General features: G+C 71.5%; 26 protein-coding genes and 1 other RNA gene. 9 read left to right on the top strand and 18 right to left on the bottom strand.

From position 1 onward, the window contains the following. The first annotated feature begins 162 nt into the window (after positions 1 to 162). Both ABTW64_RS11275 and ABTW64_RS11270 read left to right on the top strand, forming a co-directional pair. Positions 163 to 660, top strand: a complete 498-nt coding sequence (locus tag ABTW64_RS11275; protein ID WP_350622393.1) for a DUF6328 family protein — start codon at positions 163 to 165, stop codon at positions 658 to 660. Then, a complete protein-coding gene (locus ABTW64_RS11270) occupies positions 657 to 1,460 on the top strand; it encodes a carbon-nitrogen hydrolase family protein (protein WP_350622391.1) in 804 nt (267 codons plus the stop codon). Before ABTW64_RS11275 ends, ABTW64_RS11270 begins: the two co-directional genes overlap by 4 nt. Positions 1,461 to 1,550: 90 nt before the next feature. On the opposite strand, the gene ABTW64_RS11265 is transcribed toward ABTW64_RS11270, so the two are convergent. Further along, on the bottom strand, positions 1,551 to 2,753 hold the full coding sequence (locus ABTW64_RS11265; RefSeq protein ID WP_350622389.1) for an aminotransferase class I/II-fold pyridoxal phosphate-dependent enzyme: 1,203 nt from the start codon (positions 2,751 to 2,753) through the stop codon (positions 1,551 to 1,553). Between the two features lie 136 nt (positions 2,754 to 2,889). On the opposite strand from ABTW64_RS11265, the gene ABTW64_RS11260 reads away from it, so the two are divergent. The 3 genes from ABTW64_RS11260 (at position 2,890) to ABTW64_RS11250 (ending at position 7,261) form a co-directional block, all read left to right on the top strand. Beyond that, on the top strand, positions 2,890 to 4,422 hold the full coding sequence (locus ABTW64_RS11260) for a S1C family serine protease (protein ID WP_350622387.1): 1,533 nt from the start codon (positions 2,890 to 2,892) through the stop codon (positions 4,420 to 4,422). A 68-nt stretch (positions 4,423 to 4,490) separates the two neighbouring features. Further along, positions 4,491 to 5,783, top strand: coding sequence for a CDP-glycerol glycerophosphotransferase family protein (locus ABTW64_RS11255; RefSeq protein ID WP_350622385.1), 1,293 nt, complete (start codon positions 4,491 to 4,493; stop codon positions 5,781 to 5,783). Next, complete coding sequence (locus tag ABTW64_RS11250; protein WP_350622383.1) at positions 5,780 to 7,261, top strand: CDP-glycerol glycerophosphotransferase family protein; 1,482 nt, start codon at positions 5,780 to 5,782, stop codon at positions 7,259 to 7,261. The genes ABTW64_RS11255 and ABTW64_RS11250 overlap by 4 nt, the downstream gene beginning before the upstream one ends. A gap of 394 nt (positions 7,262 to 7,655) precedes the next feature. On the opposite strand, the gene ABTW64_RS11245 is transcribed toward ABTW64_RS11250, so the two are convergent. Next, positions 7,656 to 8,795 carry a glycosyltransferase family 2 protein gene (locus ABTW64_RS11245; protein ID WP_502892328.1) on the bottom strand — a complete coding sequence of 380 codons (1,140 nt, stop codon included), beginning with the start codon at positions 8,793 to 8,795 and terminating at the stop codon, positions 7,656 to 7,658. A gap of 51 nt (positions 8,796 to 8,846) precedes the next feature. Between ABTW64_RS11245 and ABTW64_RS11240 the strand changes: the two genes are divergently transcribed. Then, positions 8,847 to 10,091, top strand: a complete 1,245-nt coding sequence (locus ABTW64_RS11240; RefSeq protein ID WP_350622381.1) for a CDP-glycerol glycerophosphotransferase family protein — start codon at positions 8,847 to 8,849, stop codon at positions 10,089 to 10,091. On the opposite strand, the gene ABTW64_RS11235 is transcribed toward ABTW64_RS11240, so the two are convergent. Then, a complete protein-coding gene (locus ABTW64_RS11235; RefSeq protein ID WP_350622379.1) occupies positions 10,078 to 11,505 on the bottom strand; it encodes an MFS transporter in 1,428 nt (475 codons plus the stop codon). The genes ABTW64_RS11240 and ABTW64_RS11235 overlap by 14 nt on opposite strands. Further along, positions 11,502 to 12,875: a M20/M25/M40 family metallo-hydrolase gene (locus ABTW64_RS11230; RefSeq protein ID WP_350622377.1), complete on the bottom strand. Its 1,374-nt coding sequence runs from the start codon at positions 12,873 to 12,875 to the stop codon at positions 11,502 to 11,504. The genes ABTW64_RS11235 and ABTW64_RS11230 overlap by 4 nt, the downstream gene beginning before the upstream one ends. Before the next feature lie 155 nt (positions 12,876 to 13,030). Here ABTW64_RS11230 and ssrA point away from each other — a divergent pair. Together ssrA and ABTW64_RS11220 are read left to right on the top strand one after the other, a co-directional pair. Next, positions 13,031 to 13,400, top strand: a transfer-messenger RNA (tmRNA) gene (gene ssrA, locus ABTW64_RS11225). Between the two features lie 197 nt (positions 13,401 to 13,597). Beyond that, positions 13,598 to 13,993 (top strand): hypothetical protein, encoded by a 396-nt coding sequence (locus ABTW64_RS11220; RefSeq protein WP_350622375.1) that lies wholly within the window; start codon positions 13,598 to 13,600, stop codon positions 13,991 to 13,993. A 48-nt stretch (positions 13,994 to 14,041) separates the two neighbouring features. Here ABTW64_RS11220 and ABTW64_RS11215 read toward each other — a convergent pair whose 3' ends face one another. Beyond that, positions 14,042 to 14,317: a hypothetical protein gene (locus ABTW64_RS11215; RefSeq protein ID WP_350622373.1), complete on the bottom strand. Its 276-nt coding sequence runs from the start codon at positions 14,315 to 14,317 to the stop codon at positions 14,042 to 14,044. A gap of 74 nt (positions 14,318 to 14,391) precedes the next feature. Between ABTW64_RS11215 and ABTW64_RS11210 the strand changes: the two genes are divergently transcribed. Then, on the top strand, positions 14,392 to 14,703 hold the full coding sequence (locus ABTW64_RS11210) for a DUF7882 family protein (RefSeq protein ID WP_350622371.1): 312 nt from the start codon (positions 14,392 to 14,394) through the stop codon (positions 14,701 to 14,703). 22 nt (positions 14,704 to 14,725) lie between these two features. Here ABTW64_RS11210 and ABTW64_RS11205 read toward each other — a convergent pair whose 3' ends face one another. The 13 genes from ABTW64_RS11205 to ABTW64_RS11145 all read right to left on the bottom strand — a co-directional run bounded on the left by ABTW64_RS11205 (position 14,726) and on the right by ABTW64_RS11145 (position 25,693). Beyond that, complete coding sequence (locus tag ABTW64_RS11205) at positions 14,726 to 14,902, bottom strand: hypothetical protein (RefSeq protein ID WP_350622369.1); 177 nt, start codon at positions 14,900 to 14,902, stop codon at positions 14,726 to 14,728. Between the two features lie 136 nt (positions 14,903 to 15,038). Next, positions 15,039 to 16,127 carry a YhjD/YihY/BrkB family envelope integrity protein gene (locus tag ABTW64_RS11200; RefSeq protein ID WP_350622367.1) on the bottom strand — a complete coding sequence of 363 codons (1,089 nt, stop codon included), beginning with the start codon at positions 16,125 to 16,127 and terminating at the stop codon, positions 15,039 to 15,041. Positions 16,128 to 16,222: 95 nt separating this feature from the next. Next, the gene (locus ABTW64_RS11195) at positions 16,223 to 16,798 is read right to left on the bottom strand and encodes a DUF3618 domain-containing protein (RefSeq protein ID WP_350622365.1); all 576 of its coding nucleotides are present in this window, start codon (positions 16,796 to 16,798) and stop codon (positions 16,223 to 16,225) included. Beyond that, entirely contained in the window at positions 16,795 to 17,211 is a 417-nt protein-coding gene (locus ABTW64_RS11190) for a phage holin family protein (RefSeq protein WP_350622363.1), read from the bottom strand. Before ABTW64_RS11190 ends, ABTW64_RS11195 begins: the two co-directional genes overlap by 4 nt. Further along, entirely contained in the window at positions 17,201 to 18,136 is a 936-nt protein-coding gene (locus ABTW64_RS11185; RefSeq protein WP_350622361.1) for a hypothetical protein, read from the bottom strand. Before ABTW64_RS11185 ends, ABTW64_RS11190 begins: the two co-directional genes overlap by 11 nt. 274 nt (positions 18,137 to 18,410) lie before the next feature. Further along, a complete protein-coding gene (locus ABTW64_RS11180; protein WP_350622359.1) occupies positions 18,411 to 18,956 on the bottom strand; it encodes a hypothetical protein in 546 nt (181 codons plus the stop codon). Further along, complete coding sequence (locus ABTW64_RS11175) at positions 18,953 to 19,813, bottom strand: inositol monophosphatase family protein (RefSeq protein WP_350622357.1); 861 nt, start codon at positions 19,811 to 19,813, stop codon at positions 18,953 to 18,955. Before ABTW64_RS11175 ends, ABTW64_RS11180 begins: the two co-directional genes overlap by 4 nt. A 111-nt stretch (positions 19,814 to 19,924) precedes the next feature. Beyond that, positions 19,925 to 20,617: a hypothetical protein gene (locus tag ABTW64_RS11170; protein WP_350622356.1), complete on the bottom strand. Its 693-nt coding sequence runs from the start codon at positions 20,615 to 20,617 to the stop codon at positions 19,925 to 19,927. Beyond that, on the bottom strand, positions 20,614 to 21,714 hold the full coding sequence (locus ABTW64_RS11165; RefSeq protein ID WP_350622355.1) for a PilN domain-containing protein: 1,101 nt from the start codon (positions 21,712 to 21,714) through the stop codon (positions 20,614 to 20,616). The genes ABTW64_RS11170 and ABTW64_RS11165 overlap by 4 nt, the downstream gene beginning before the upstream one ends. Next, on the bottom strand, positions 21,711 to 22,724 hold the full coding sequence (pilM, locus tag ABTW64_RS11160) for a type IV pilus biogenesis protein PilM (RefSeq protein WP_350622353.1): 1,014 nt from the start codon (positions 22,722 to 22,724) through the stop codon (positions 21,711 to 21,713). Before pilM ends, ABTW64_RS11165 begins: the two co-directional genes overlap by 4 nt. 22 nt (positions 22,725 to 22,746) lie before the next feature. Continuing rightward, positions 22,747 to 23,574, bottom strand: coding sequence for a prepilin peptidase (locus tag ABTW64_RS11155; RefSeq protein ID WP_350622351.1), 828 nt, complete (start codon positions 23,572 to 23,574; stop codon positions 22,747 to 22,749). Continuing rightward, positions 23,571 to 25,178 carry a hypothetical protein gene (locus tag ABTW64_RS11150; protein ID WP_350622349.1) on the bottom strand — a complete coding sequence of 536 codons (1,608 nt, stop codon included), beginning with the start codon at positions 25,176 to 25,178 and terminating at the stop codon, positions 23,571 to 23,573. The genes ABTW64_RS11155 and ABTW64_RS11150 overlap by 4 nt, the downstream gene beginning before the upstream one ends. Next, a complete protein-coding gene (locus ABTW64_RS11145) occupies positions 25,166 to 25,693 on the bottom strand; it encodes a prepilin-type N-terminal cleavage/methylation domain-containing protein (protein WP_350622347.1) in 528 nt (175 codons plus the stop codon). The genes ABTW64_RS11150 and ABTW64_RS11145 overlap by 13 nt, the downstream gene beginning before the upstream one ends. Position 25,694: the final 1 nt, after the last annotated feature.

Raw genomic sequence — 25,694 nt, 5'->3', positions numbered from 1 at the left:
CCATCGCCGATCGGGATCGTCGTCTCGGGGGATTCGACGAGACCCCTCAGCCCGGGCCCGGTCTCAGGCAGTCCCGTCGCCCGGCCGGACCCGGGCTCTGCTGTCCCCTCGAGACCGGCGCGCGGGTTTGCCCGGTCACGCCGGCGGCGGGAGGATGGGCGCATGACCGGCGACATCCAGAGCGAGCCGCTGCGCGACGAGACGCCCGCAGAGCGGTACGACCGCAACTGGATCGAGCTGCTGCAGGAGCTGCGCGTGCTGCAGACGGGCACGCAGATCCTGACCGGGTTCCTGCTCGCCCTCGCCTTCCAGCCCGCCTTCGCCGACCTCGACGGGGGACAGCGGGTCTTCTACCTTGTGCTCGTGATCCTCGCCGCCGTGAGCGCCGTCATCGCGCTGGCACCGGTCGCGCTGCATCGCCTGCTGTTCCGCGCGGGCGCCAAGGGCACGATCGTCTCGTATGGTCACGCGGCGCTGCTGTCGGCACTGGTCATCGTGTCGGCCTTGCTGGTGGGCGTCGTCGCCTTCATCTTCGACGTCGTGCTCGCCGGCTCCGCCGCCTGGATCGCCGCCGCTGCGCTCGCCGCCTTCCTCGTCGTCCTGTGGCTGGTCGTGCCGTTCGCCCTGAGGGGGCGGCGCAACTCGAGAGGGGAATCATGACCGTATCCGTGGGCATCGGCGTGGCGCAGTTCGCGCCGACGGCCGACGCATCGGCGAACCTCGAGGTGATCGGGCAGCTCGCTCGCCGCGCCGTCGAGCGCGGCGCGTCGGTGGTGCTCTTCCCCGAGTACTCGAGCTTCTTCACCGATCCCTTCGACGAGACGCTCGCCGAGAACGCCGAGTCGCTCGACGGGCCGTTCGTGCAGACGCTCACCGCTCTGGCCGGCGAGCTCGGCGTGCACCTCGTCGCCGGCGTCGCCGAGAGGGCGAGCGACGGCGAGCGCGTGCGCAACACCGTGGTGGCGGTCGACGGTTCCGGCGTGCGCGCGCTGTACCGCAAGCAGCACCTCTACGACGCGTTCGGTCAGCGCGAGTCCGACTGGATCGAGCCGGGCCCGGTGGAGCCGCCGCAGACGTTCGAGGTCGCCGGGCTCACCTTCGGTCTGATGACCTGCTACGACCTGCGCTTCCCCGAGGTCGCGCGGGTGCTGGCCGACGCGGGTGCCGACGTAGCGCTGGTGCCGGCGGAGTGGGTGCGCGGCCCGCTCAAGGAGCACCACTGGACGACGCTGCTCGCGGCGCGCGCGATCGAGAACACCATGTACGTCGCGGCGGCGGATCATCCGCCCACGCTCGGAGTGGGCCACTCGGCGATCATCGATCCGCTCGGGGTCACCGTAGCGGGGCTCGGCACGGCCACCGACGTCGCGGTGGGCTGGGCCGATCGCGACACCATCCGCAACGTGCGTCGGGTGAACCCGGCGCTCGAGCTGCGCCGGTACCGCGTGACACCGCGCTGACGGCCGCGCTGACGGCCGCGTCGCCGGTCGCGCGGCGGGTCGTCGGGGAGCGCGCGTCGGGAGTCGCGGCCGCCGAGCGGCGCGGCGCGGTCAGCGGGGCAGGGCTGCGAGCCGGGCCGCTGCGGCCTCGAGCACGTCGGTGCGTTTGCACGCCGCGAACCGGACGAGCGTCGCGTACTCGTGCCGGCGCTCCGGCGTCGTGAACGCGGTGATCGGGATGCCGACCACCCCGGCGGCCGCGAGCTCGCCCTGGCAGAACGCCTCGGCGTCGGCGACGCCGAGGCGGGCGGCGTCGGCGACCGTGAAGTACGACCCGCGGGGCTCGGACACCGCGAAGCCCGCGGCGCGCAGCCCGTCGCCCAGGATGTCGCGCTTGTGCTTCATGTCGGCGGCGATGCCGGCGAAGAACGCGTCCGGCAGTCGCAGGCCCACGGCGACGGCCGGCTGGAACGCCGAGCCGCTCGTGTAGCTCAGGTACTGCTTGACGGTGAGCACGGCCGTGATCAGCTCGGCCGGGCCGGTGACCCATCCGACCTTCCATCCGGTTGTCCGGAAGGTCTTCCCGGCAGAGGAGATGCTGAGCGTGCGCTCGGCGGCGCCCGGCAGGGTGGCTATGGGGGTGTGCGGCACGTCGAACGTGAGGTGCTCGTACACCTCGTCGGTCAGGATGATCGCGTCGTGCGCGTGCGCCAGCCGCACGATCTCGTCGAGCACGCCGCGCTCGAAGACGGCGCCGGTCGGGTTGTGCGGGTCGTTGACCAGGATGATGCGGGTGCGGTCGTTGACGACCGCCGCGAGCTCGTCCAGGTCGGGCTGGAAATCGGGCCACCGCAGGGGCACGGTGCGCAGCGTCGCGCCCGACAGCGCCACGCACGCCGCATACGAGTCGTAGTACGGCTCGAACACCACGACCTCGTCGCCGGGGCCGTCGACGAGCGCGAGCAGCGCGGCGGCGAGCGCCTCGGTCGCGCCCGTGGTGACGATCACCTCGGTGTCCGGGTCGACGCGCAGCCCGTAGAACCGTCGCTGGTGCTCGCAGATGGCCTCGCGAAGCTCGGGGACGCCGACGCCCGGGGCGTACTGGTTCGCGCCGCTCGCGATCGCCTCTCGCGCGGCCTCGAGCACCTCGGCGGGGCCGTCCTCGTCGGGGAAGCCCTGACCCAGGTTGATCGCGCCGGTGCGCGCCGCCAGGGCGGTCATCTCTGCGAAGATGGTGCTCGCCACCGATCCGTCGGTTCGCAGGAGCCCCGCTCCTTCCGCCGTGCGTCGCCAGGCCCCGGCTGTCTCATGCATTCGGCCAGGCTACCGGCGGCCCCCGCAGGCGGCGGTCGCGGGGTGCACGGCAAGTCACACGGACGGCTTACGGCCGTCATAGGGAGTGCATAGACAGCGGCGAGACGCTGTAAGGGCTTTGGAAGAAGGAGCACTCATGGACACGCAGCGTTCCGACGAGAACGACGCCCCCCGCACCGATGCCGCGCAGGCCGGGTTCCCTCAGGATCCGCAGACGGCCGGCGAGTACCGGGCACCGCAGGACTTCCACATCCCGCCGCGGCCGCCGGCCCCGCAGGGCGCGTTCGCGCCGCCGTACGGCTCGATGACCCCGCCGCCGGCCGGCGCTCACGGCCAGGCGGCCCCGGGCCACGCCCAGGGCTATGCCGTGCAGGGCGCGCACGGGCAGGCCTTCGGGCCGGCCGCGTCGCACACCGAGCCGACCCAGCCGCTGCCGCACGAGTATCGCGTGGCCGCGCCGGAGGAGCCCGCGAAGAAGCGCGATCGCCGCGGCGGGCGCGCGGCAGCCCTGCTCGTGGCCGCCGCGCTGGTGGGCGGGCTCTCGGGCCTGGGCGGCTCGTACGCCGGCGAGCAGTGGTTCGGCGACGCGGGCACGGTCGGCACGGCGACGGGCCCGTCGAACATCACCGTCAACAACCCGGGCTCCGTCAACGAGGCCACGGCCGTGGCGACCGAGGTGCTCCCGAGCGTCGTCACGATCGAGGTGAGCGGCGGGCAGCAGGCCGGCAGCGGATCGGGTGTCGTCGTGAGCGACGACGGGTACGTCGTCACGAACACGCATGTCGTCACGCTGGGCGGGGCGACTGCCGACCCCGACATCCGGGTCACGACGTCGAATGGCACCATCTACCGCGCCGAGGTGGTCGGCACCGATCCGATCTACGACCTCGCCGTCATTAAGCTGCAGGACGCGCAGGGCCTCACGCCCATCGAGTTCGCCGATTCGTCGAAGCTCAACGTGGGCGACACGACGGCCGCGGTCGGCGCTCCGCTCGGCCTGTCGAACACCGTCACCACGGGCATCGTCAGCGCGCTCAACCGCAGCATCGAGATCGCCTCGTCGGCGGCCCCCGACTCGGGCGACGAGGCGCAGCCCTCGCCCGAGGAGGAGCAGCAGAGCCCGTTCCGCTTCGACAACGGCCTGCCTCAGCAGAGCGTGCCGAGCGAGTCCATCTCGATCGCGGTGATCCAGACGGACGCGGCGATCAACCACGGCAACTCGGGTGGCGCGCTGGTCGACTCGCAGGGGCGCCTGATCGGCATCAACGTCGCCATCGCGTCCGCGGGCGGCGAGGAGGAGTCCGGGTCGATCGGAGTCGGCTTCGCGATCCCGTCGAACGTGGTCAAGCGCGTCAGCGACGAGCTGATCGCCGACGGCGTCGCCACCCACGGCCTGCTGGGCGCGAGCGTGCAGCCGGCCAGCGTGGATGAGAACGCCACGACCGCGGGCGCCCTGATCGCCGACGTGACGGCGGGCGGGGCGGCCGAGAAGGCGGGCCTGCGCGAGGGCGACATCGTGACCGAGTTCAACGGTGTGCGCATCGGCTCGGCGGTCGACCTCACGGCGCAGGTGCGCGCCGCCGCGGGCGGAAGCGACGCGACGCTCACGTACGTGCGTGACGGGCAGTCCCGCACGCTGGATGTGACGCTCGGCGAGCTGCAGCAGTAGCGGGAGCTTTTCGGACGCCGCCCCGCGAGCCCGGACAGGCCCTCACCGGCATGTCATAGGCTCGCGGGGTGGCGTCTTTCTCCTTCGGTGCGGGCAACGCGCGGAAGATCGCACGGCTCCCGCTGTACGCCCTGGGGCGGCTCGTCACGCTCGTGACGCCGCGCACCGATCGGTGGGTGTTCGGATGCGGCGCGGGCATCGGCGACGGGCCGCTCGAGGTCTGGAGAACAGCCGCCGAGCACGGGCGCGACGCCCTGTGGCTCACGGACGACGAAGACGAGCGGCGGCAGGCGGCCGCGCTCGGCATCCCCACCCTCCGCCGCTCGACGCCGAGAGGCTTCTGGGCCACCGCGCGCGCCGGCGTGATCGTGGTGGCCTACGGGTTGGGCGATGTGAACCCGTACGCGATCAGCGGCGGCCTGTTCGGGCGGCCGGTGGTCGCGCAGCTGTGGCACGGCATCCCGCTCAAGCGCATCGGGCTCGACGCTCCCGAGACCCTCCGCAGCCCCATTCCGTTCGCGGCGGGCCTCGTCAGCCGGGCCCTGGGCATCCTGTATCGGCTCTCGGCGCGCCGCATCGACGTGCTACCCGCCGCGTCGCATCTGGTGCGGGGTCGCCTCGAGTCGGCGTTCGGACTCCCGGATGAGCGCGTCGTCGTGACGGGCGAGCCCCGCGTCGACGCGCTGTCCCGCGGCACGGACGACGACCGCCGCGAGACCGCGCGTTCCCTCATCCGGCGCGTCGTTCCCGGACTGCCCGGCGGGCCGGAGCGCGCCGGACCTCGCCTGGTGCTGTACGCGCCGACGTGGCGCGACGGGGAGGCGGATCCCGCCGTGCCGGGCGACGACGACTGGCGCCGCATCGACGAGGTGCTCGCACGGCATGACGCGGTGCTGCTGGTGCGCTCGCACCGCCTCGGGGCGGGGGACTACGTGCCCCCGGCGGGCGTGCAGCGCGTGAGGGGGCTGGGCGCCGACGTGCTCGGCGACATCACGCCCGCGCTGCCGGGCCTCGACGCACTCATCACCGACTACTCGTCGCTCGTCTACGACGTCGCGCTCGTGCCGTTGCCGGTGCTGTTCCTCGCGCCCGACGTCGCGGCCTACGCGCGGCGGCGGGGCTTCTACGGCGCGTACCGCGACATCGCCGGGGACGACGCCGCGACCACGTGGAGCAGCCTCGTGCCCCAGCTCGACGCGCTGCTGGGCGATCCCGCCGTGGCGGCCGAGCGCACCGCGCGGTCCCGTGCGCTGAGCGACCGGGTGCACGCCTTCCGCGACGGCCGCAGCGCCGAGCGGGTCTACGCCGCGATCACCGCCCGCGCCGCCGCGCGCGGCCTCTCCAGGAAGGCGACAGGATGACCCCGCAGAGCCCCGCAGGAGGCGTCCCCGCCGAGGGGCGCGTCACGGCGCGCTTCGAGCCCGCCGACGGGCAGCTGGTGCTCCGGGGCGCGGGCGCGCGCCCGACCGCGGCGCGCCTGGAGGGGCGGAGGGCGCACGTCGCGGCGCGGGTCACCGGCGGTGGAAAGACCTGGACAGTTCGCTTGCCGCTGCGGATCGCGCGCTGGGGCGGGCCCGAGCTGCCTCTGCCCTCGGGGGAGTACCGGCTGAGCATCGACGGCGTCGACGCCGCCGCTCTGGACGCCGTCGCCGTGCCGCTGAGCGTGCTGCCCGGCCTGCGGGCGCAGCTGAAGGGCGACCGGCTCATCGTCGGTCCGCCCGTCGATCCGGTCTACGACGGCTCCGAGGCGCTGGCCGCGCTCGAGCGCCGCTACGCCGCCCACGAGGCGCCGCTCGAGAACGCGGTGTTCTTCGAGAGCTTCTACGGCCGCGGGGCCGGTTGCAACCCGCTCGCGATCGACCGCGAGATCGCCCGTGTGGCGCCCCGGGTCATCCGCTACTGGAGCGTCGTCGACCTGTCGGTGCGCGTGCCCGAGGGCGCCGTCGCCGTGGTCGAGGGCAGTCCCGAGTGGTGGCGCGCGCGCAGCGCGGCGCGACTGCTGGTGGTGAACGACTGGCTGCGCCGGCGGTTCGTGCGGCGCGCCGGTCAGACCGTGCTGCAGACCTGGCACGGCACGCCCCTCAAGCGCCTGGCGCTGCATCGCCCGGGCTTCGACCCGCGCCGTGCGGGCGCCGTGGTCAAGGAGTCGCTGCGCTGGGACGTGCTGCTGGCGCAGAACCCGTACGCGGCGCGCATCCTGCGCAAGGCGTACGCGTTCCTGGGCCGGCCGCTGTGGGTGGAGGGGTATCCGCGCAACGACGTGCTCGTCGGCGGCGACGCGGGCGCCGTGCGCGCCGAGCTGGGCATCGCCCCGGACGAGCGCGTGCTGCTGTACGCACCGACGTGGCGCGACGACCGGCAGGAGATCGTCGACTTCCTCGACCCCGAGGCGCTGGCTGCGGCGACCGGCGCGGTCGTGCTGGTGCGCGGGCATTCGCGCACCCTCATGCCCGGGCAGGATGTCGCGGGCGCCCGGGTGATCGACGTGACCGGATATCCCGACACGGCTCCGCTGCTGCTGGCGGCCGACGCTCTCATCACCGACTACTCGTCGGTGATGTTCGACTTCGGTGTGACCGGCAAGCCGATGTACTTCTTCGTGCCCGACATGGAGCACTACCGTGGCCAGCTGCGCGGCTTCTACTTCGACCTCGCCCGGCGCGCGCCGGGGCCGCTCGTGCGCACGCAGGACGAGCTCGTCGCGGCGCTCGCCGGCGATCCCGCCGACTACGCCGAGCGCTACGCCGCGTGGACCGCGCGCTTCAACGCCCGCGACGACGGACGCGCGGCCGAGCGCGTCGTGGCCCGCATCCTGGACCGCGGGTACATCCAGCGCTGAGCTCGGGTCGAGTGCACTCCAATGTGCGTGTGCACTCGGTCGTGCCTACGGTGTGCCCCGCCACTGCACACCAACGTGCGTGTGCACTCGGTCGGTCGTGCGTGGTGTGGGCCCGGTCAGTGCACACGAAGTTTGGTGTGTACTCGGTCGGTCGTGCCTTCGGTCGGCCCGGCTAGTGCACACCAACGTGCGTGTGCACTCGGTCGGTCGTGCCTTCGGTCGGCCCGGGCTAGTGCACACCAACGTGCGTGTGCACTCGGTCGGTCGTGCGTGGTGTGGGCCCGGTCAGTGCACACGAAGATTGGTGTGTACTCGGTCGGTCGTGCCTTAGACGCGGCGGGCCAGTGCACACGAAGATTGGTGTGTACTCGGCCCGTGCGGCTCGCCGGGGACGCTACGGCAACGGGGTGTTGCGGCCCGCGAGGCGTGAGGTGTCGACCGTGTCGCGGGCGCCGCGCACGAGGCCCACGAGGAAGCCGGCGCCCCACGAGAGATGCATGGTCGGCAGCACGGCGAGGGTCCAGAGCCTGTCGCGCAGTCCCGAGCCACCGGCCGGCCCGATCGCGACGCACAGGATGAGCAGCGCGTATGCCGCGACGGGAAGGTGCGCCGCCGAGGCCATCGCCGCCCAGGCTCCCGCCAGCACGCCGCTCACCTGCAGCGTGCCCAGGATCGCGCTCACCGCCACGGCGAGCACGAGGGCCGGGGGAGCGAAGTACCGCAGCGAGTTGCGCAGGCCGTATCGCCGCACGAGCTCGCCCCGCCACGTGCCGGTCGCCAGGAACTGCTGGGCCAGGCGCTGCCAGCTCTCGCGCGGCCAGTAGGTCACGGCGAGCGCCGGATCGAACCACACGCGGTATCCGGCCGTGCGGATGCGGAGGTTGAGCTCCCAGTCCTCGCCGCGTCGGATGGTCTCGTCGAACAGCCCGACCTCCTCGAGCACCGACCGGCGCATCACGCCGAGGTAGGCCGACTCGGCCTCTCCCTCCCGGTCGCCGCCGTGGTAGGTGCCGCCGCCGAGGCCGATGCGGGAGTTGTATGCCCGCGCGACCGCACGCTGGAACGGGGTGCGGCCGTCGGCGCGCATCACCCCGCCGACGTTGCCGGCGCGCGTGCGCGACAGCGTCGCCAGCGCGCGCGCGGTGTAGCCGGGCGCGAGCTCCGAGTGCGCGTCCACGCGCACGATGGTCGGATGCGTGCTGGCCCGGATGGCGGCATTGAGACCGACGGGGATGTCGGCGGCCGGATTCTCGACCAGCAGGATGCGCTCATCCTGCGCCGACAGCTCGCGGGCGAGCTCGGTGGTGCCGTCGCTCGACGGACCGAGGGCGAGCACGATCTCGACCGGGCCGTCGACATCCTGCTCGAGCACCGTCTCGACGGCCCGCTGCAGGTAGGCGCGTTCGTTGAGCACGGGCATCACGAAGGAGACCCCGGATCCCTGGGGTACAGCCGGCGCATCACGACGCTCGGCGTCGTGGTGGGGGGTCTCCCGCCGCGGCGCGTGCGGCCGCTCGGCGGGATCGTTACGCATTCGAAGATCATCCCACGCAGAGGCCGAGAGAGGCCTGGTTAGGCTTGGTCGGTGGGTATTGCGCGGGACGTGAGGAAAGCTGTCGAACTCGTCCGGAAGGCCCTCGAAGCCCGTGAGGCGAAGCAGGAGATCCGTGCGGTGCTCGCCGCGCGGCCCCCGTTCACGGCGCATCGCTTCCGCATCGCGGTGTACTTCGCCGATGGGGCGGTGAACATGTACCAGATGCGCCAGTGGTACCGGCCGCTGGCCGAGCTGGCGCAGACGCATCCGGTCGTGGTGATGGCCCGCAACGCCACGGGCGCCGCCGCACTGCTGAAGGACGACGCGCTTCCGGTCGTCTTCGCGCCGAACGTGCGCGACATGGAGCGCTTCCTGGCGGCCCAGGACATCCGCATCGTCCTGTACGTGAACCAGAACACGCGCAACTTCCAGATGTTCCGCTACGGCGAGCGGTGGCACGTGTTCATCAACCACGGCGAGTCCGACAAGATGTACATGACCACGAACCAGTACAAGGCGTACGACTACGCGCTGATCGCCGGGCAGGCCGCGCGCGACCGCCTGAGCCGCACGCTATGGGACTTCGATCTCGACCGCCGCACGCTCGAGATCGGCCGGCCGCAGGCCGACCACTACGCGGGCGAGCTGCCGTACACGCCGGATGACCGCACGGTCGTGCTGTACGCCCCCACGTGGGAGGGAGACCGCCCCGCCGCCCACTACGGCTCGGTGAAGACCCACGGCGAGGCGCTGGTCGGGGCGCTGCTCGCGACGGGCCGGCACCGGGTGATCTACCGGCCGCACCCGCGCAGCGGTGTGGTCGACGCGTCGTTCGGTGCCGCGAACCAGCGCATCATCGCGGCGCTCGCGGCGGCGAACGCGTCGGATCCGGATGCGCACCACGTGTACGACGACGGCCCGGAGCTCGGATGGCAGCTGGCCGCCGCGGATGTGGCGATCGCCGACATCTCGGCCATGGTCTACGACCGCCTCGCGGCGGGTAAGCCGCTGCTCATCACGCGTCCTTCGGATCCTGCGGCGCAGGTGGACGAGGGCGGCTACCTCTCCGCGTGCGAGTGGCTGATGGCCGAGGACGCGCCACGCATCGTCGAGGAGGTCGAGCGCGTGCACCACGATCCCGAGGCCGCCGCGCGCCTGGAGCACTGGGTCATGCACTACTTCGGCGACACCACCCCGGGCGCCGCCACGGCTCGCTTCCACGCCGCGATCGACCAGCTCATGGCGAAGTGGGACGAGTGGAGCGCGCGGTCGCTCGAGACCTCTACCGGTCGGTGAATGCGCCCTTCGGCACGAGCGTGAGCGCTGCCGCGGCGACCAGGGCTGTGACGCCGCACACGATCCAGACGGTCACGTAGCCGGCGAAGGATCCTGCGGTCGACTCGGCGACATCCGTCGCGCCGTTCATCAGCGCGATGCCGAACACGCACGACGCGATCGCGCCTCCGACGGTCTTGACGCCGTTTGTGAGGCCCGTCGCCTGGCCGGTGGCGGTGACCGGGGCGGCGGCCGCCGCGGCGGCGGGGAGGGCGGCGACCAGGGCTCCGGAGCCGACGCCCGCGATGGTCATGTTCGTCACGAGCTGCCCGTATGCGTCGTGGAACGGAAGGAAAAGCAGGTAGCCGATGCCGACGAGCGCGCTGGCGCCGATCAGCGCCCGCCGCGGACTGGTCCGACGCGCCGCGAGCGGGTACAGCAGGGCGCCGGCGATCATCGCGATCAGGTACAGCCCGATGATCAGCGACGTGGCGAAGCCGGTCGTGCCGAGACCGTAGCCGTGCACGTCGGGATCGGTGCGGGCGAACGTCGACAGCGGGGCCTGTGCCCCGAGCACACTGACGCCGAACAGTCCCGCTGTGAGGAACACCGGCCACAGGGTGGGATCGGCGAACATGCGCACGTCGATCAGCGGATCGGCGGAGCGCCGCTCCCATGCCGCGAACGGCCACAGCAGCGCGAGCCCGGCCGCCGTCAGCGCCCACGCGATCGCGCCGGCGTCGAGGCGCAGGAGGCTGAGTCCACCCGTGAACGCCAGCAGCGCGAGAGTGAGCAGCACCATCCCCACCGTGTCGAAGCGCCCGCCGTGCAGGTCGGGCGACTCGGTGACGCCCCACAGGATGACGAAGAAGCAGGCGACGACGGCCAGCGCGGGCACGAGCAGCACGATCCAGAGCGGCAGCGCGTCGATGAGCGCGCCGCCCACGAGCGCTCCCGAGATCGCCCCGGCTTCGAGCGCCGCGACGAGCAGACCCGCGGCGCGGGCGGTGAGCAGCGCTCCGTGCCCACCGGCGCGCGAGCGCGACCAGATCAGCGCGACCTCGAGCGGAAGCCAGACGACATAGAAGCCCTGCAGGGTCCAGGCGATGAGGAACACCGCGAACGAGTCGGTGAACGGAAGGGCGAGCGAGGCGGCCGCGGTCAGTGCGGTCGAGACCAGCAGCATGCGCTTGTGCCCGATCATGTCGCCGAGCTTCGCGAAGATCGGCACGACGAGGGCCGAGAGCATGAGCTGCGATCCCTCGAGCCAGTTGACGTCGGCGTCGTGCACGCCCAGGTGCCGCGCGATGTCGGTGAGCATGGGCGTGTACCAGCCCTGCAGTACGCCGCTCGTGAACTCGACGAACGCGAGGAAGCCGACCACGCGGGCCAGGGCGCCGAGACGGGCGCGGACGGGGCGCGCGGTGGTGGTCATGCCCTCTCCAGCCCGGTGAGGAGGGCGACGTGGAAGTCGCGCCCGCGTTCGAGCGACGCGACCTCGACGCGTTCGTCGACGCCGTGGATGGCCGCGCGTTGCGCCGCCGACATCTCCAGCGGCGCGAAGCGGTACACGGCGGGGCAGAAGCGGTGGAAGTGCCGCGCGTCGCTGGCCTGCATCATGATGTACGGCGCGGGCAGCGCGTCCGGATACGCCGCGAGCGACGCGCGCGCGAGCGCGGCGAACTCCGGGCCGTCGATCGGCGACTCGGGCGAGGGATCGCTGCCCTCGAGCAGCGTCACGGTCACCTTCGGGTCGCGCACGCGGCGCCGGATGCGACGCAGCGTCGCCGCGACCGTCTCTCCCGGCAGGATGCGCACGTTGAGCGTGGCGGACGCGCGAGACGGCAGCACGTTCGCGGCGGAGCCGCCGTCCTGCATCGTGGCGGCGATGGTCGTGCGCACGAGAGCGGCGGGCTCGCCGCCCGCCAGCGCGAACAGCTGAGCCGTGACCGGGCGAGCGAGGGCGAGCGCCCTCAGCACCACGGCGACGGGAGCGGCGGCACGCGTGGCGAGAACCCGCAGCATGCGGGCGATGGCGGGCGATGTGCGGGCGGGGAAGGTGCGCGGGCCGAGGCGGTCGACGGCGCGGGCGATGCGTCCCACCGCGGTGGGGCCGTGTGGCGCCGAGGCGTGGCCGCCGTCACCTGTCGCGTCGAGCCGGAACGTCGCCACGCCCTTCTCGCCCACGCCGATCATGGCCGCGCGGCCGGTCACGAAGGGCAGGGGCGCGTCGACGACGGCCCCGCCCTCGTCGATCACGAGCCACGGGGCCACGCCACGCTCGCGCAGCGTGCGGGCGATGGCCGCAGCCGCGTCGCCGTACGTCTCCTCGTTGCCGCCGAACGACAGGTACACGTCGCATGCGGGGCTGAAGCCGCCGGCGAGCAGGTCCTCCACCGCCTCGAGGACCACGAGCAGCGGCCCCTTGTCGTCGAGAGCGCCGCGACCATGCACCCAGCCGTCCTCGACACGTCCCTCGAAGGGCGGGTGCGTCCATCCATCGGCCTCGTCGGCGGGCACGACGTCGTAGTGCGCCATGAGCACGACGGGGCGATCGGCTGTGCGTCCGTGCCACCTGTACAGCAGGCCGTGCGCGGTGACGCGCTCGAGGTCGAGGTGGGCGTGCACGCGCGGGTACAGCTCGGCGAGCAGCGCGACGAAGGCCTCGAACGGCTCGGCGCCGCGCGCCTCGAGCTCGGCGCTCACCGTGGGGATGCGGATCATGCGCGCCAGACGCTCGCCGATGCCGTCACGGCGCGGGATGTCGGCGGGCGCGCCGACGGGGGAGAGGCTCGGGTCTGCCATGCGCTCACCCTAGTGGCGTGCGTCGGCGCGGCCGGGAATGGCGCGAGGGTCGGATCCGTTGTAGTCTGTGATGCTCGGTGCGATGCCACCGAGAGCGGCCCTCGGGCCTGGTAACTCCACAGTGCGACAACGCCTCCTTCGTTCGAGGGATTCACGGGGCTGATCGGTTTCGACAGTGCTTGCGAATCTGCGAGAAGCGGGCCGAGGATGCAGGGTTATCTCGTTAACGCTCCCTGTAAACCAATAAGTGCCGAATCCAAGCGCACTGACTTCGCCCTCGCTGCCTAAGCGAGCCCGATAGTCCGTCAGACCGTGGTTGATCCCGACACGGATCCTGGCGTCATCTAGGGATCTTGCTGAGTGACGGTGTCGGGACGTCACTCGGGACTCTTTCTCGACTGGGCCCGTCGACTTAGGTGTCTGTGACAAAGGTCGGGGCCGAGCAGAACGCTTTCACAGACTGCGCCCGGAGAAGCCCCAGAGACTCAGCGCTGGACGGGGGTTCGATTCCCCCCAGCTCCACGGACGTTGTCGCACCGCACGGTTGTCACACCGCACAGAAGCCCCGCGATCCTCACCGAGGACAGCGGGGCTTCTGCGTGCGGGCTCCGATCGCCATTCGCCCGGCGCGACGACGTCTGCGCCTGGGGCGATCGCTCGCCCGGTGTCAAGCCCTCGCAGCGTTCTGGACAGCACAGCGGAGCCAAAAATACCGTGGCGCCATGTCCGCCCCCGCAACGCTCCTGCTGCTCGCCGCATGCTTCGCCGGGCTCGCGGGGGTGTGCTGGATCCTGGCCGTCGCGATCGAACGTGTCCGCCGAGGACGCTGGGTGAGGACCGAGGGCGAATGGGCGGAGTGCGAGACGCGTCTGGCCCGCGTCTGGCAGGTCGGTTACGTCGTGGAGGGGCAGCCGTACCGGGTGATGCCGCTGCTGAACGCCGGCCCGCTTCGACCGGACCACCCTGTCGTCGTGTCGTACAGCCCGCTCAATCCCAGGCGCGCGGTCATCGACACCCGCTATCACCGCTCCGGTGCGGTGATCCTGGCCGGGATCTCGTCGGCGGGAACGGCGCTGGTGCTGGCCCTGGGCGCGTGCGCGGTCGCCGTGTCGGCGTGATGACGTCCTCACCGCCGCGGCCTTCAGTCCACGGCGGAGCAGCTCCGCTCAGGCGGGGCGCACCGACATGAGGGCCCAGCCGTCGGGCACCTGCGCCTGGAGCGCGTCGAGGTTCTCGGCCTCGAGCTCACGCGTCTCGCCCCAGCGCGCCATGCGCGCCTCGGCGGTGAGCGCCGTCGATCCCTTGGGCATCGAGACCTTCTTGTGGGTGAGCTGCCATCCGTCGGGGACCTGCGCCAGCAGCGCGTTCTGGATGGCCTCGAGCGACTCGCCCTCGGCGGTCAGTTCGCGGGTCTCGGTAGGACGGATGACGCCGATCAGCACCCTTCGAGTCTACGGCCGGCGGGCGACGCGCCGGGGATGACGGTATACCGTGGCGGGAGCGTATGGTGACCGCTATGGGCAGCCTCATCTATGACGGATTCGGTACGCCGGTGCGGGTGGACGATCGGGAGCTCGCCCACCTGAAGATGGTGATCACGACCAAGCTCCGGCGAGCCGAGAGCTTCGCGCTCTCGTGGCTGCACTCGGACGGCGACGGCCGCAGCACGGTGTGGGTGCACCCCGCGATCAACCTGCGCTTCGACTTCGACGATCCCGAGCCGCCTCAGCTCGACCCCGAGTGGCTGGCCCGCCTGGCCGACGAGGGCGTGGCAGGCATGATCACGTTCTCGGGCACGGCGGGAGTCCCGCGTCGCGCGGCGGCCTGACACGAGTCGCCGCCCCGACAGGTCACGCGATCGACCACAGGCCCTGGCTGATGCGGCGGCGGATGACCGTGCCCCCGATCTCGGCGGCGAGGCGCTCCGCCTCGTGGCGCGAGAGCGGACCGACGGCGTTGCCCGCGACCGGGCGTCGCACCGCGTACTCGAACCAGAAGACGCTCCCGTCCGCATCCATGTCGGGCATCGCCCACCTCCGCAACGCTGCGGCTCCCGCCGCGGCTGCTCGATAGGAAGCGCGAGCCCCGCCCCCAGATACACGCATCGGGCGAACACAGGGCGAGACCCGGGATGCGTCATCCCGGGTCTCGCCATACGCCGCGTCAGCGATCCGGATCGCGATCACGGCGACCGTCGTCGGAGCCGTTGGTCTCGCGGAGGCGACGGGCCTCGGCGAGATCCTTCTCCTCCTTGGCCGCCGCCTTCTCGATCTTGGTCATGTCGCGCGCCGGCAGCTGGATGCGCTCCTCGGCCTCCATGCCCGCCTGCAGCTCACGGCCCCGCTCGAGCTCGGCGTCGAACTCGGCGCCGAACAGCAGGGCGATGTTGGTGATCCACAGCCACAGCAGGAAGATGATCACGCCCGCGAGCGACCCGTAGGTGCGCTCGTAGTTCGAGAAGTTCGCGACATAGAACCCGAAGCCGAGGGTTGCGATCACGAGGGTGACGATCGCGATCACGGCGCCCGCGCTGACCCAGCGGAACTTGGGCTGCTTCGCGTTCGGCGTGAAGTAGTACAGCGCCGCCACGAGGAACACGACCACGAACGCCAGGACGGGCCACTTGGCGATCTGCCAGATGAGCAGGCCCGTGTCGCCGATGCCGATGGCCTGCCCGATCGCCTCGGCGATCGGGCCCGACACGATCAGCAGCACCACGGCCACGACGACGAGCAGGATGGCCAGCAGCGTGATGCCGAGCTGCTGCGGCTTGAGCTTCCAGAACGGCCGGCCCTCGTCGATCTCGTAGATGCGGTTCATCGCGCGGCTGAACGCACCGACATAGCCGGATGCCGACCAGACGGCCAGCACGACACCGCTGATGAGGGCGAACCCGGCCGCCTGCGATCCGGCGAGCTCCTCGATCGGACCGCGCAGCGTCTCGGAGGCGCCGCCCGGCGCCACCTGGTCGACGATTCCCAGCACGGCGTTCGCGGCCTGCGGGCCCTGCCCGATGACACCGAGCAGCGAGAAGATCGCGATCAGGGCGGGGAACATCGACAGCACGGCGTAGTACGTCAGCGCCGCGGCGAGGTCGGGGCACTGGTCGTCGCTGAACTCGCCGATGGTCTTCTTGAGCACGTACTTCCACGACGGCTTCTCGATGTCGCCGAGGGAGTCGGGCTTGTCGGGGTGGTTCGGGTCGGGGGAGTGCTTCTGATCCCGGACCGATTCGGAGGTCGAGCGGCTCATCCTGCGCCTTTCGTCGGGCCCTCACAGGGCTGTCAACGTCGGTGGGAACGCGAGCGGGGCGGCGGTCCGGCCGCCGCCCCGCCCGCATTCATGCGTCAGCCGCCACTGACGTTGCCGCGCGCCTCGTCGGCGCGGTCGCGCACGGTGCCGGCGGCATCCTGCGCGTCGGACTGCACGTTCGAGGCCGCGTCGGAGGCGGTGTCCTTGACAGCGGTCGCGGCGTCCTTCACCGGTTCCTTCAGGTCCTGACCCACCTGCTGAGCCACCTGCTTCGCCTCGTCGACCAGGGGCTGCGCCTGGTCCTTGACGCCCTCGGCGAGCTCCTTCTCCTTGGAGGACGCGGGGATCAGCGACGAGACGACCAGGCCCGCGGCGAACGCCATGAGGCCGACGGCGAGCGGATTGCCCTCGGCCTTCGCCGCCACGCGGTGGGTGGCGTCCGAGACGTTGCCCGCCATCGACGAGCCGCTGCCGTGCAGCGAGCTGCCCGCGCTGTCGGCGGCGCCCATGACGCGCTCGCGCACCGAGCTGAAGGCGCCCTTGATCTTGTCGGTCTGGCGGTGCGCGATCTTGGAGGGCGTCACCTTGTCGACCAGGGCGTCGGTGTCATAGCTGAGTTCACGGCGAGTGCGCTCGATGTCGGCGCGGATCGCCTCCGGCGAATCGGTCATCGGTTCTCCTCATTCCTCTTCAGGGCGTCGGGGATCTCCCCGAGGGTCTCCACCGTGCGCGGAGCACCCTTCACTTCCTTGATCTGATTGCGTCCCACCAGGAACAGCACGGCGGCGATCACGGCCCACAGCAGGGCGACGATCACGGCCGACCACCCCAGGCCGGTGAGCTGTCCGATGCCCCACCACAGGGCCACCGACAGGAAGAAGACCGCCATGAGGGCCGCGTATCCCGCGCCGCCCATCATCCCGGCGCCCTTCCCGGCCTTCGACGCGGACTCCTTCAGCTCGGCCTTCGCCAGCTCGATCTCCTGGCGCATGAGCACCGAGATGTCGCGTGTGACCTCGCCGAGCAGATCTCCGAGCGACGTGTTGGCCGCCTTCTGCTCCGAGGGGGTCGGTTCATCGGCCATCATGCGGCTCCTGCTCGATCGACGTCTCGGCAGCGGGGTTGGCGGCGCGCGACTGGTCGTACATCGGGGTCGGCTCGTCGAGGCCCGCCTCGGGGTACTCGCCCGTGGCGTCGACGCCCGCGCCGATGGTCGTGGCCGAGCCGGCCGGGCTGGGGCTGCCGGCGCCGAACTGGCCCACCGCTCCCTCGCCGCCCGGAGCGGGCTGCGCGGCCGAGCCGCTCGTCGCCGTCGCTCCGTAGACACCCGTCATGCTGTCGCCGACCGAACCGCCGGTCGTGCCGGTGGCCCCGTATCCGGTGGCGCCCGTCGCGCCGTACCCGGTGCCGCCGGTCGTCCCGTAGTCGCCCGTCGCGCCGTAGCCACCGGTCGTGCCGTAGTCGCCCGTCGTGCCGGAGACGTGCTCGTCCTTGGCGTTCTCGGTCAGCGCACGCGTGAGGCGTCCGGCGACCACACCGGCCACCAGAGCCCCGGCGATGAACATGCCGGGCTTGCGGCGCGCGAACGACTTGACCTCGTTCAGCAGGCTGCCCGGGTCGCGCTGCGACAGCCACGACGAGGCGTCGTTGATGCGGGCCGAGGCCTGCTCGACGAACTCCGTGGCCATGCCGCGGTTCTCGGCGTTGCGGGTGAGCGACTGCAGCTCATCGCCGATCGACCGCAGCCCGTCGGCCACGCGCTGCTGCTGGCTGGCGGCCTGGTCGCTCAGCTCCTGGCGGGTCTGCGCGTACACCTGCTTCGCCTGGGTCTTGGCCTCGTGGGCGACCGACTTGGCCTCCTGCTTGGCGGTGTCCACGACGTGGCCCGCCTCGGCCTTCGCCGTACCCGCGACCTCCGAGGCCTCGTGCTTCGCCGTCTCGGTCGTGCCCGACGACGTTCCGGTGTCGGTCGTCGACGACGGCGGCACTGCACCATAGTTCTGCGACATCGTGTTCCTCTCCGTTTCCACTCGAACGTGGGGTTCCGATGTAACGCGCAAATCACCGTTTCCGCTTGTGGCTTGACCCGGCGGCGGGAACGTGGCATGCGGGCGCGCGGGGACGGGGCCGTATGCAAGCAGGGGCGGCGGGATGCGGCGCGCGAAGCGGCGCGCGGCAATGCTCAGCGGCAGCGCGCCGCGACGGTGTGCACCTTGGCGGGGTGGACGGGCGCGCGCGAGGAGACGGTCGGATGGGCAGTTGTGCCCGGGGCGGGGAGGCGGCTCAGCGCCAGGTGATGAGGCTGAGGCCCTGCTTGGTGTCGGCCATCAGCACGTAGCCGTCGCCGAACTCGTACGTCATGCCGTAGCCGTTCTCGTCCACGGTCATCGCGAACTCAGGGTCTTCCGTGAGGTAGACGACGCCCGCTCCCTCTTCGCGCGCCCAGCCCTGGGCGGCGAGATACTGCTGCAGCTCGGCGGCGCGCGTCGCGTCGAGCGGAGCCCAGCCGTACTGCTGCACGTGGTCGGTGGCGACCTCGAGATTGCCCCAGGTGCACTGCAGGCCGCCGTCGACGATGTGCTCGCCGACGCGGAACTCCTCGGGCTGCGCGTCCATGTCGTAGCTCTCGAACTCGGCGACGAGCGATGCGGGGATGATGGTCTCGCACGTCGGCTCGGCGTCGGGATCGGCAGGCTTCGGGCTCTCGTCGTGCGTCGGCATGGCCGTCGGCCCCTGGTTGGGGTCGGGTGCCGTGCCCGTGCACGATGCGAGGGTGAACGCGGCCGCGATGGCGAGCAGGATGACCGCCCCGCGGCGTGCGGGGATCATGAGGTCCCCGTGTCGGGGGGTGCCACGGGGGCGGGCCCCTCGGCGCCGTGCAGCACCTCGAGGATCGCGTCATGCAGCAGGCCGTTTGTCGCGATGGCCGATCCGGCGGCGATGGTGGGCTCGCCCGCGAACGACGAGAACCGGCCTCCCGCCGCGGTCACGATGGCCGCCGCGGCGGCGAGGTCGTACTCCTTGACGTCGAACTCGCCGACCATCTCGAGGCGCCCCTCGGCCAGCAGCATGTACGACCAGACGTCGCCGTAGGCGCGGTCGCGCCACACGCGGCGCGTGAGCGCGACGAGCGCGTCGAGGTGACCCGCGTCATCCCACTGCGCGATGCTCTGGAAGCTCACGCTCGCGTCGTGGAGGGTCGCGACATCCGACACCCGGATGGCGCGGGGCTCGCCGCCGTCGGCGTTCGTCCACGCGCCGAGGCCGGGCGCTCCCCACCAGCGTCGGCCGAGCGCGGGCGAGCTGACGACGCCCAGGCGCATCACGCCGTCGATCTGCAGCCCGATCATCGTGCCCCACACGGGCACGCCGCGCAGGAAGTTCGCGGTTCCGTCGATCGGGTCGATGATCCAGCGGCGCGAGCTCGGCTCGTCGGCGCCGTACTCCTCGCCGAACACGCCGTCTCCGGGGCGGTGCTGCGTCAGCAGCTCGCGCACTGCGCGCTCGGCGGCCAGGTCGGCGTCGGTCACGTGCGTGCGGTCGGCCTTGCGCGACACGTCGAGGTCGGCCGCATCGAAACGCGGCAGGGTCTGGGCGTCGGCCGCGTCGGCGAGACGCAGCGCGAGCTGCAGATCGGCGTCGAGATCGCCGTGCGAGAGGGGGGAGGCCGACGCCGCGGAAGTCACCCGTTCAGGATAACGGCGGGCGCGGACACCGCCCGCCGCCCCGGCGCGGCGGGTCCGGTGGGGCAGCCGCCGGTGCGCAGGATCACCCGGGCAGAGACACCTGGGGCAGCGTCACTCGGGCAGCACCCAGACGAAGCCGTCGAGCAGGGCGGTCGCGGCGACGTCCAGTACGTCGCCGGCGTCCTCTTCGGACGAGAGCGACACCTTGCTCACGAGCGTGTAACGGTCGCCGCTCTGAAGCGCGTCGATGAAGCGGCGCACCGAATCGCCGGGCCCCGTGACACCCACCTGGACGGGGATGGACAGCAGGCCGCCCGCAACGGCAGGCGTCGCGGGGGTGGCCGCAGTCCCCCCGGATGGGTCGGTGGGGGCCGAGGTCGTGGCGGGATCAGTCGTGCCCTCCGTGGCAGGCGCGTCGCCGGCAGCATCGGTTGGGGCCGGCGCGGCGCCGGCGGTCGCGCCGAAGGGAGCGGCATCGCCGAAGGTGATCCGGTCGATCACCACGCCCGTGCCGCGGGCGAGCCCAGAGATCTCGTCGAGGTACGCGTCGTAGGCGCCCTCGCTAGGCATGGCACGGCGTAGGTCGGCGAGTTCGGCGCGGTGCTCGTCGAGCTCGGCCTGAACCTGCCCGAGCTGGGCGAGGCGCAGCTCGAGCACGGAGTTGTCGGCGACGATCCGGTCGCGCTCCGCGTCGGCGCTCGATGCGCCGGCGATAAGGGGACTGATGCCGACGATCCAGCCGATCGCGAGCAGGCCAGCGCAGAGGATGGCCGAGACGATGTAAGTCAGCTTAACGCGGTTCACGGCGTCCCCTCCTCGGCGTCATCCCCCGCGGCGCCATCCTCGGTCGCGCCTTCATCGGCCTCCGGTGGTGTGCGGAGACGCTCGGTGCTCAGGTCGAAGGCCATCTCCACCGTGTAGCCCGGCTCGTCCTCGAGCGTGGTCGATGCCCGAGGCGACACGAACGTGACCCCCTCGATGCGCTCCACGGCGCGCACCCAGGCTGAGACATCCGGCACCTCCGCGGTCAGTGCGGTGAACGTGACGGTGGCGGCGCGTTCGCCCGACTGCAGCACATCGGTCGGCGCGGCGAGAGGCGCCCCCGGGCTCGGAGCTTCGATGGTCAGCGACGTGACCCGCGCCTGCGACGGCAGAGTGGCCCTGAGATCATCCAGCACGGTCGCCCAGAGCACATCCGTCGCGCCGGCCTGCGTGAGCGCCTGCTCGGCGGCGTTGATGCCGCCCTGCACCGCGTTGACTTCGGTGAACTGCGACTGCAGCGAGAGCAGCTCATCGGTGCGCGCCTGTGCGGCGTCGCGCGCGTCGATATTGACGCGCGCCCACGCTGTCGCGCCCGCGACCCCTGCCAGCACCATCAGCGCCGCGCACAGGAGGAGGATCAAAGAACGGCCGCGCGCCTGGCGCCAGGCGCGCGCTTCCTTCAGCTCGGGAGGAAGCAGGTCGACGCGGGGCACACCGCCGATCGGCAGCTGGTCGGCATTCCGCTTGGGCTTCGGGGCCGACGGCGTGCCGGCCCGGGTGCCCTTGGGTGCCTTGGGCTGCCCGGACGTCTTGTGGGGCCTGTCCTCCGCGGCCTTCTTGGCTTTCTTGACCTTCTTCGCCGGCGCCGGTGCCGGGGCGTCGACCTCGCTGGCCGCACCGGGCGCGAGGAGGTCGTCGATGCCGACGACGTCAGGCGCCTGGGGTTGCACGACGGGAACCTCGCCGGATGCGCCCAGGCGCGCGCGACGCGCGCGGCGGTTCTCGCCGGGCTGGGCGCCGATCTCGTCCGTGACGATCGGGATCGACTGTGTCGAGGTCGACCGGGCCGAGACGGGGGCGTCATCCGGGATGCGCGGATCGAGCGAGAACCCGATGGGGCGCGACTCGTCGAGGCTCACGAGGCCGCCCCCATCGCCAGACCGATCGCGACCGCCGGCGATCCGCCGCGGATGACCGCTGGGTCGACCTTTTTGCCGATCCGCACGCCCTCCAGCGGGTCGGCGGGAGTCACCATGCGCCGGATGCGGGCCTGCAGCTGATCCTGCAGATAGGGGACGCCCGCCGAGCGCCCCGCGAGCAGGATGTGCTGCAGAGTGCCGTCGGCGTGCGTGTTGGCGTAGTAGTCGAGCGTGTTGGCGATGGCGTTGACCAGGGGAGAGGTGGCATCGAGCAGCGCCTCCCGGTCGGGGGCCATGCCGTCGCGGCCGTCGACCATGTCGGCGGCGGCCTCCTCCTCGATCCCGAGGAGCGCGGCGAGGTGGCGGGTGACCTCGTCGCCGCCGCTGGGAATGATGCGCAGGAACTGCGGGATGCCGTGCACGGCGATCAGCACGTTCGTGCTGGATGAGCCGACCTCGACCAGTCCCACGGTGCCCTGCGCGCTGGCGTTGCGCAGGTGGGTTCGCGCGAGGGCGAAGGGCACGAGGTCCACCGCCTCGGGGTGCAGCTTGGCGCGGCGCACGGTGCGCACGTTGTCGTCGACGGCGTCGCGCGCGGCGGCGACGAGCAGGCCGCGCACGCGACCGGGCTGGTCGGCCGGCCGCTCGATCGGATAGAAGTCCATCAGCGCTTCGTCGGTGGGGAAGGGCAGCAGCTCGTCGGCGTACATCGGCAGCGCCGAGCGCACCTGCTCTGGCCGCCCATCCTCGACCACGAGCGGGCGGGCGATCACGCGGTGGCTGCCGATACCCAGTGCGACCGCGCGCGTCGAGAACTTGACGCTCTGCCACAGCCGCTGCAGCGCGTCGGCCACGGTGTTGGGTTCCACGACCTCGCCGTTGACCACCGCGCCCGGGGGCAGACGCACCTCGCCGTAGCGCTCGACGCGCGGCTCGGCCGTGCCGAGTCCCGACACCTCCGCGGCGCGCACCGAGTCGCTGTCGAAGTCGAGCCCGATCATCTTCGCCATGCCGTCGCCTCCCTTCCTTGCCTCACGCCAACCCGAACAAGTCGAGATACCAGCCGGCAAGGGGGTTGCCGAACAGGATGCCCACCCACGCGCCGACGATCATCCACGGTCCGAACGGGATGCCGCCCTTGCGCTCGATGCGCCGCGCGGCCATCAGAGCAAGGCCCACGGCGGCTCCCAGCGCGAAGGCCGCGATGAAGCCGACGGCGAGGGCGCCCCATCCTGCCCACCCGAGGAAGAGCCCCAGGGCGAGGGCGAGCTTGACGTCGCCCATGCCCATGCCGCCGGCCTTGGCGAAGGCGACCGCCAGGTAGATTGCGCCCATGGCGGCGGCGCCGACGACGGCACGCAGAAGGGCGGCCCCGTCGCCGCTGAGCAACGCAGCCGCGGCGAACAGGATGAGCCCGGTGGTGGCGAGCGGGTAGACGAGCACGTGGGGCAGGCGGTGCGTGTCGAGGTCGATCGCCGCCAGGGCGACGCCGAACCCGGCGAGGGCGAGATAGGCGACCAGGACGAGGCCCGCGGCCCACGCGGAGGTCGCGCCGGGCGCCCCCAGGACGGCCGGCCCCATGACGAGGGCGACCACGACGAACAGCACGCCGGTGATCGCCTCGACGATGGGGTAGCGCGGCGAGATGGGCGCGGCGCAGTCGCGGCACCGCCCCCGCAGCGCGAGCCACGACACAACGGGGATGTTGTCGTAGGGCCGGATCTCGTGCCCGCACTTCGGGCAGGCGCTGTTCGGCAGCACGATCGACTCGCCGCGCGGCACGCGCCACGCGACCACGTTGAGGAACGAGCCGATGGCCAGGCCCAGGGCGCCGGCTCCGGTCGCGACGAGGGGGATCATGGTGCGATCCACTGCTCGGCACGCGCCGAGCTGTTCGTGTACGACGTCAGCGTGCGGGGCTGGTTCTCCTCGACAGGCTTTCCCGTGTCGAGGTCATAGCCCGGCAGACCGGAGGGCGCATAGGTCAATGTCGCGCCGCCGGTGATGTCGACCTGTCCGGCGAAGATCTGACCGCGAAGGGAGAGACTGGAGGCGATGACGACCTTGCAGGGCGAGTAGATCATCAGGGTGAGGCCGGCGAAGGAGAAGGTTCCTCCGATCTTGAACGACTGCGTGCCGCAGTCGGGCACCTTGTTGACGGTGGCACCCAGGTCGGCGTTGACCAGCCACAGCCGCGCGCCGTTGGATCCAGCGAAGCCGCCGCTGCCCCCGAGGTCGAACTGCTTTGCGTAGATCACCAGATCGGCCGGAACCGGCAGCTTCTGGTAGTCGGAGACCTTGAGCGCGCCCAGGCAGTTGCGCGCATCGAGCAGTCCGGGCCGCCCGTTCAGTCCATCGATCGCATTCTTCAGTGCTGTGTAGTCGCAGGTGCCCGACAGCACCACCGGGGTGAACCCCGGCCAGCGCGCAGTGTCGTACTTCAGGTCGATCCAGTCGGCCACGATCGGCACATCGGGGGCCTTCGGCGCGCCGACAACTGACGTGACGGTTTGGCCGCCGTCGACCGTGCCGGATCCGGTGCCGGTGATCGCCTTGGCATAGAGGTGGCCGCGGAAATCGACGTTGCTGGGATTAAGCTGCGCGGTGCCGTTCACCCAGCCGTTGCCCTTGATCGTGCCGCCCTTGTAGGTCAGGTTGCGCGCTGAGGTCGCATTGCCGTTCAGCGTCGCGCCCCAGTCAATGGTTGTGTCGACCCGCGACCAGGTGCTGCCGCCGATCGTGCCGCCGTTGAAGAGGATGTTCTCGGCGATCAGGTCGCCGCCGAGCGTGGGGTTGCCTGTGAGCGTCGCGGTCTTCGAGGCCCACACGTCACCCGACACGTTGCATGAGCCCTGCGCCTCGAAGGCGCCGTTGTTGATGACCCAGTCGGCCTGACCGCCGCTGTCGCCGTCGCAGATCACGTTGCCGTCTCGGACGTGCACGCTCGGCTCCAGGCCGTTCTCCGCCAACAGCTTGCCGGAGCCGCCCATGCCCTGTGAGCTGTAGGCGAATACGGCTGCGCCGCTGGGCTCCAGCCACTGGGGTCGACCGGTGTAGACGGCTTCGACGCTGCGGGTGGTGCCCGACTTTGCGAGATAGTCGGAAGCACTGGAGTAGCCGGTGGAGACGATGCGTACTTCCTCGCTATCGCCTGGGCAGCGCTTTCCGCCGCCAGTGAGCACGACGGTGCGGTAGTACGGCGGAGCGCTGGCCCCGCTCTCGAACAGCGGCCCGTGAGCCGCGCACGTGTTGGCGGTGATCGCCGCTTGTGCGACGGTGACACCCGCTTCGGCCGCGAACTCTGCCGAAATCGTGTCCCGCGTCTCGTCTGTGCGCTCGAGCGCCTGCATCGTAATCGCCGAGAGAGTTGTGGCGATGACGATAGTCGCCAGAATAATGCCGACGACCGATACCAGCGCAGAGCCACGTTCATCGCGGTGAGGAGAAGGGATCAAACAGCGCACGGATTCACTCCGGACAATGAAAGGCGAGGAGTGGAGACCGTCTCAACGAGTGTCGGCGAGGTTGCAGTGGCGACGGTGAACCGCACGGCGACGCCGCTGCCCGACTGAATGAAGATGCGCGAGTCGCCCTCCCCGGGGCTGATCGACGAAGCGATGTGCATCCATCCGGACGGATTGTGGCCGGTCGGTCGTGGGATCTTGGTCGCGCTGATGCGCGCGAAGACGTCGCCGTCGCCCTCGGCATACCAGCCGTGGCAGGTATGCGACGGGGTGGCGGCAACGAAGAAGCGGCCGTCCGACGACACCGTCACATGCGTGGCGTTACGTATGGACTCGTTGATCGTTCGCGCAACCGTCTGCCCATCCCTCGAGGCGGCGGTAGAAGCCATCACAAGTGTCGAACCGCGAAGCGAGTTGACGAGCAACCCGAATCCCGCTGCGAGAATCACCCCGAGTAGCAGGACATAGACTAATAGCTCGACCAAGGTGAAGCCATCGTCGTGCGGATCGCGCATG

The organism is Microbacterium sp. NPDC096154, from assembly GCF_040302945.1.
Lineage (GTDB): Bacteria > Actinomycetota > Actinomycetes > Actinomycetales > Microbacteriaceae > Microbacterium.
The sequence above is the reverse complement of the archived record's forward strand: the minus strand, read 5'-3'. Positions and strand labels throughout refer to the sequence as shown.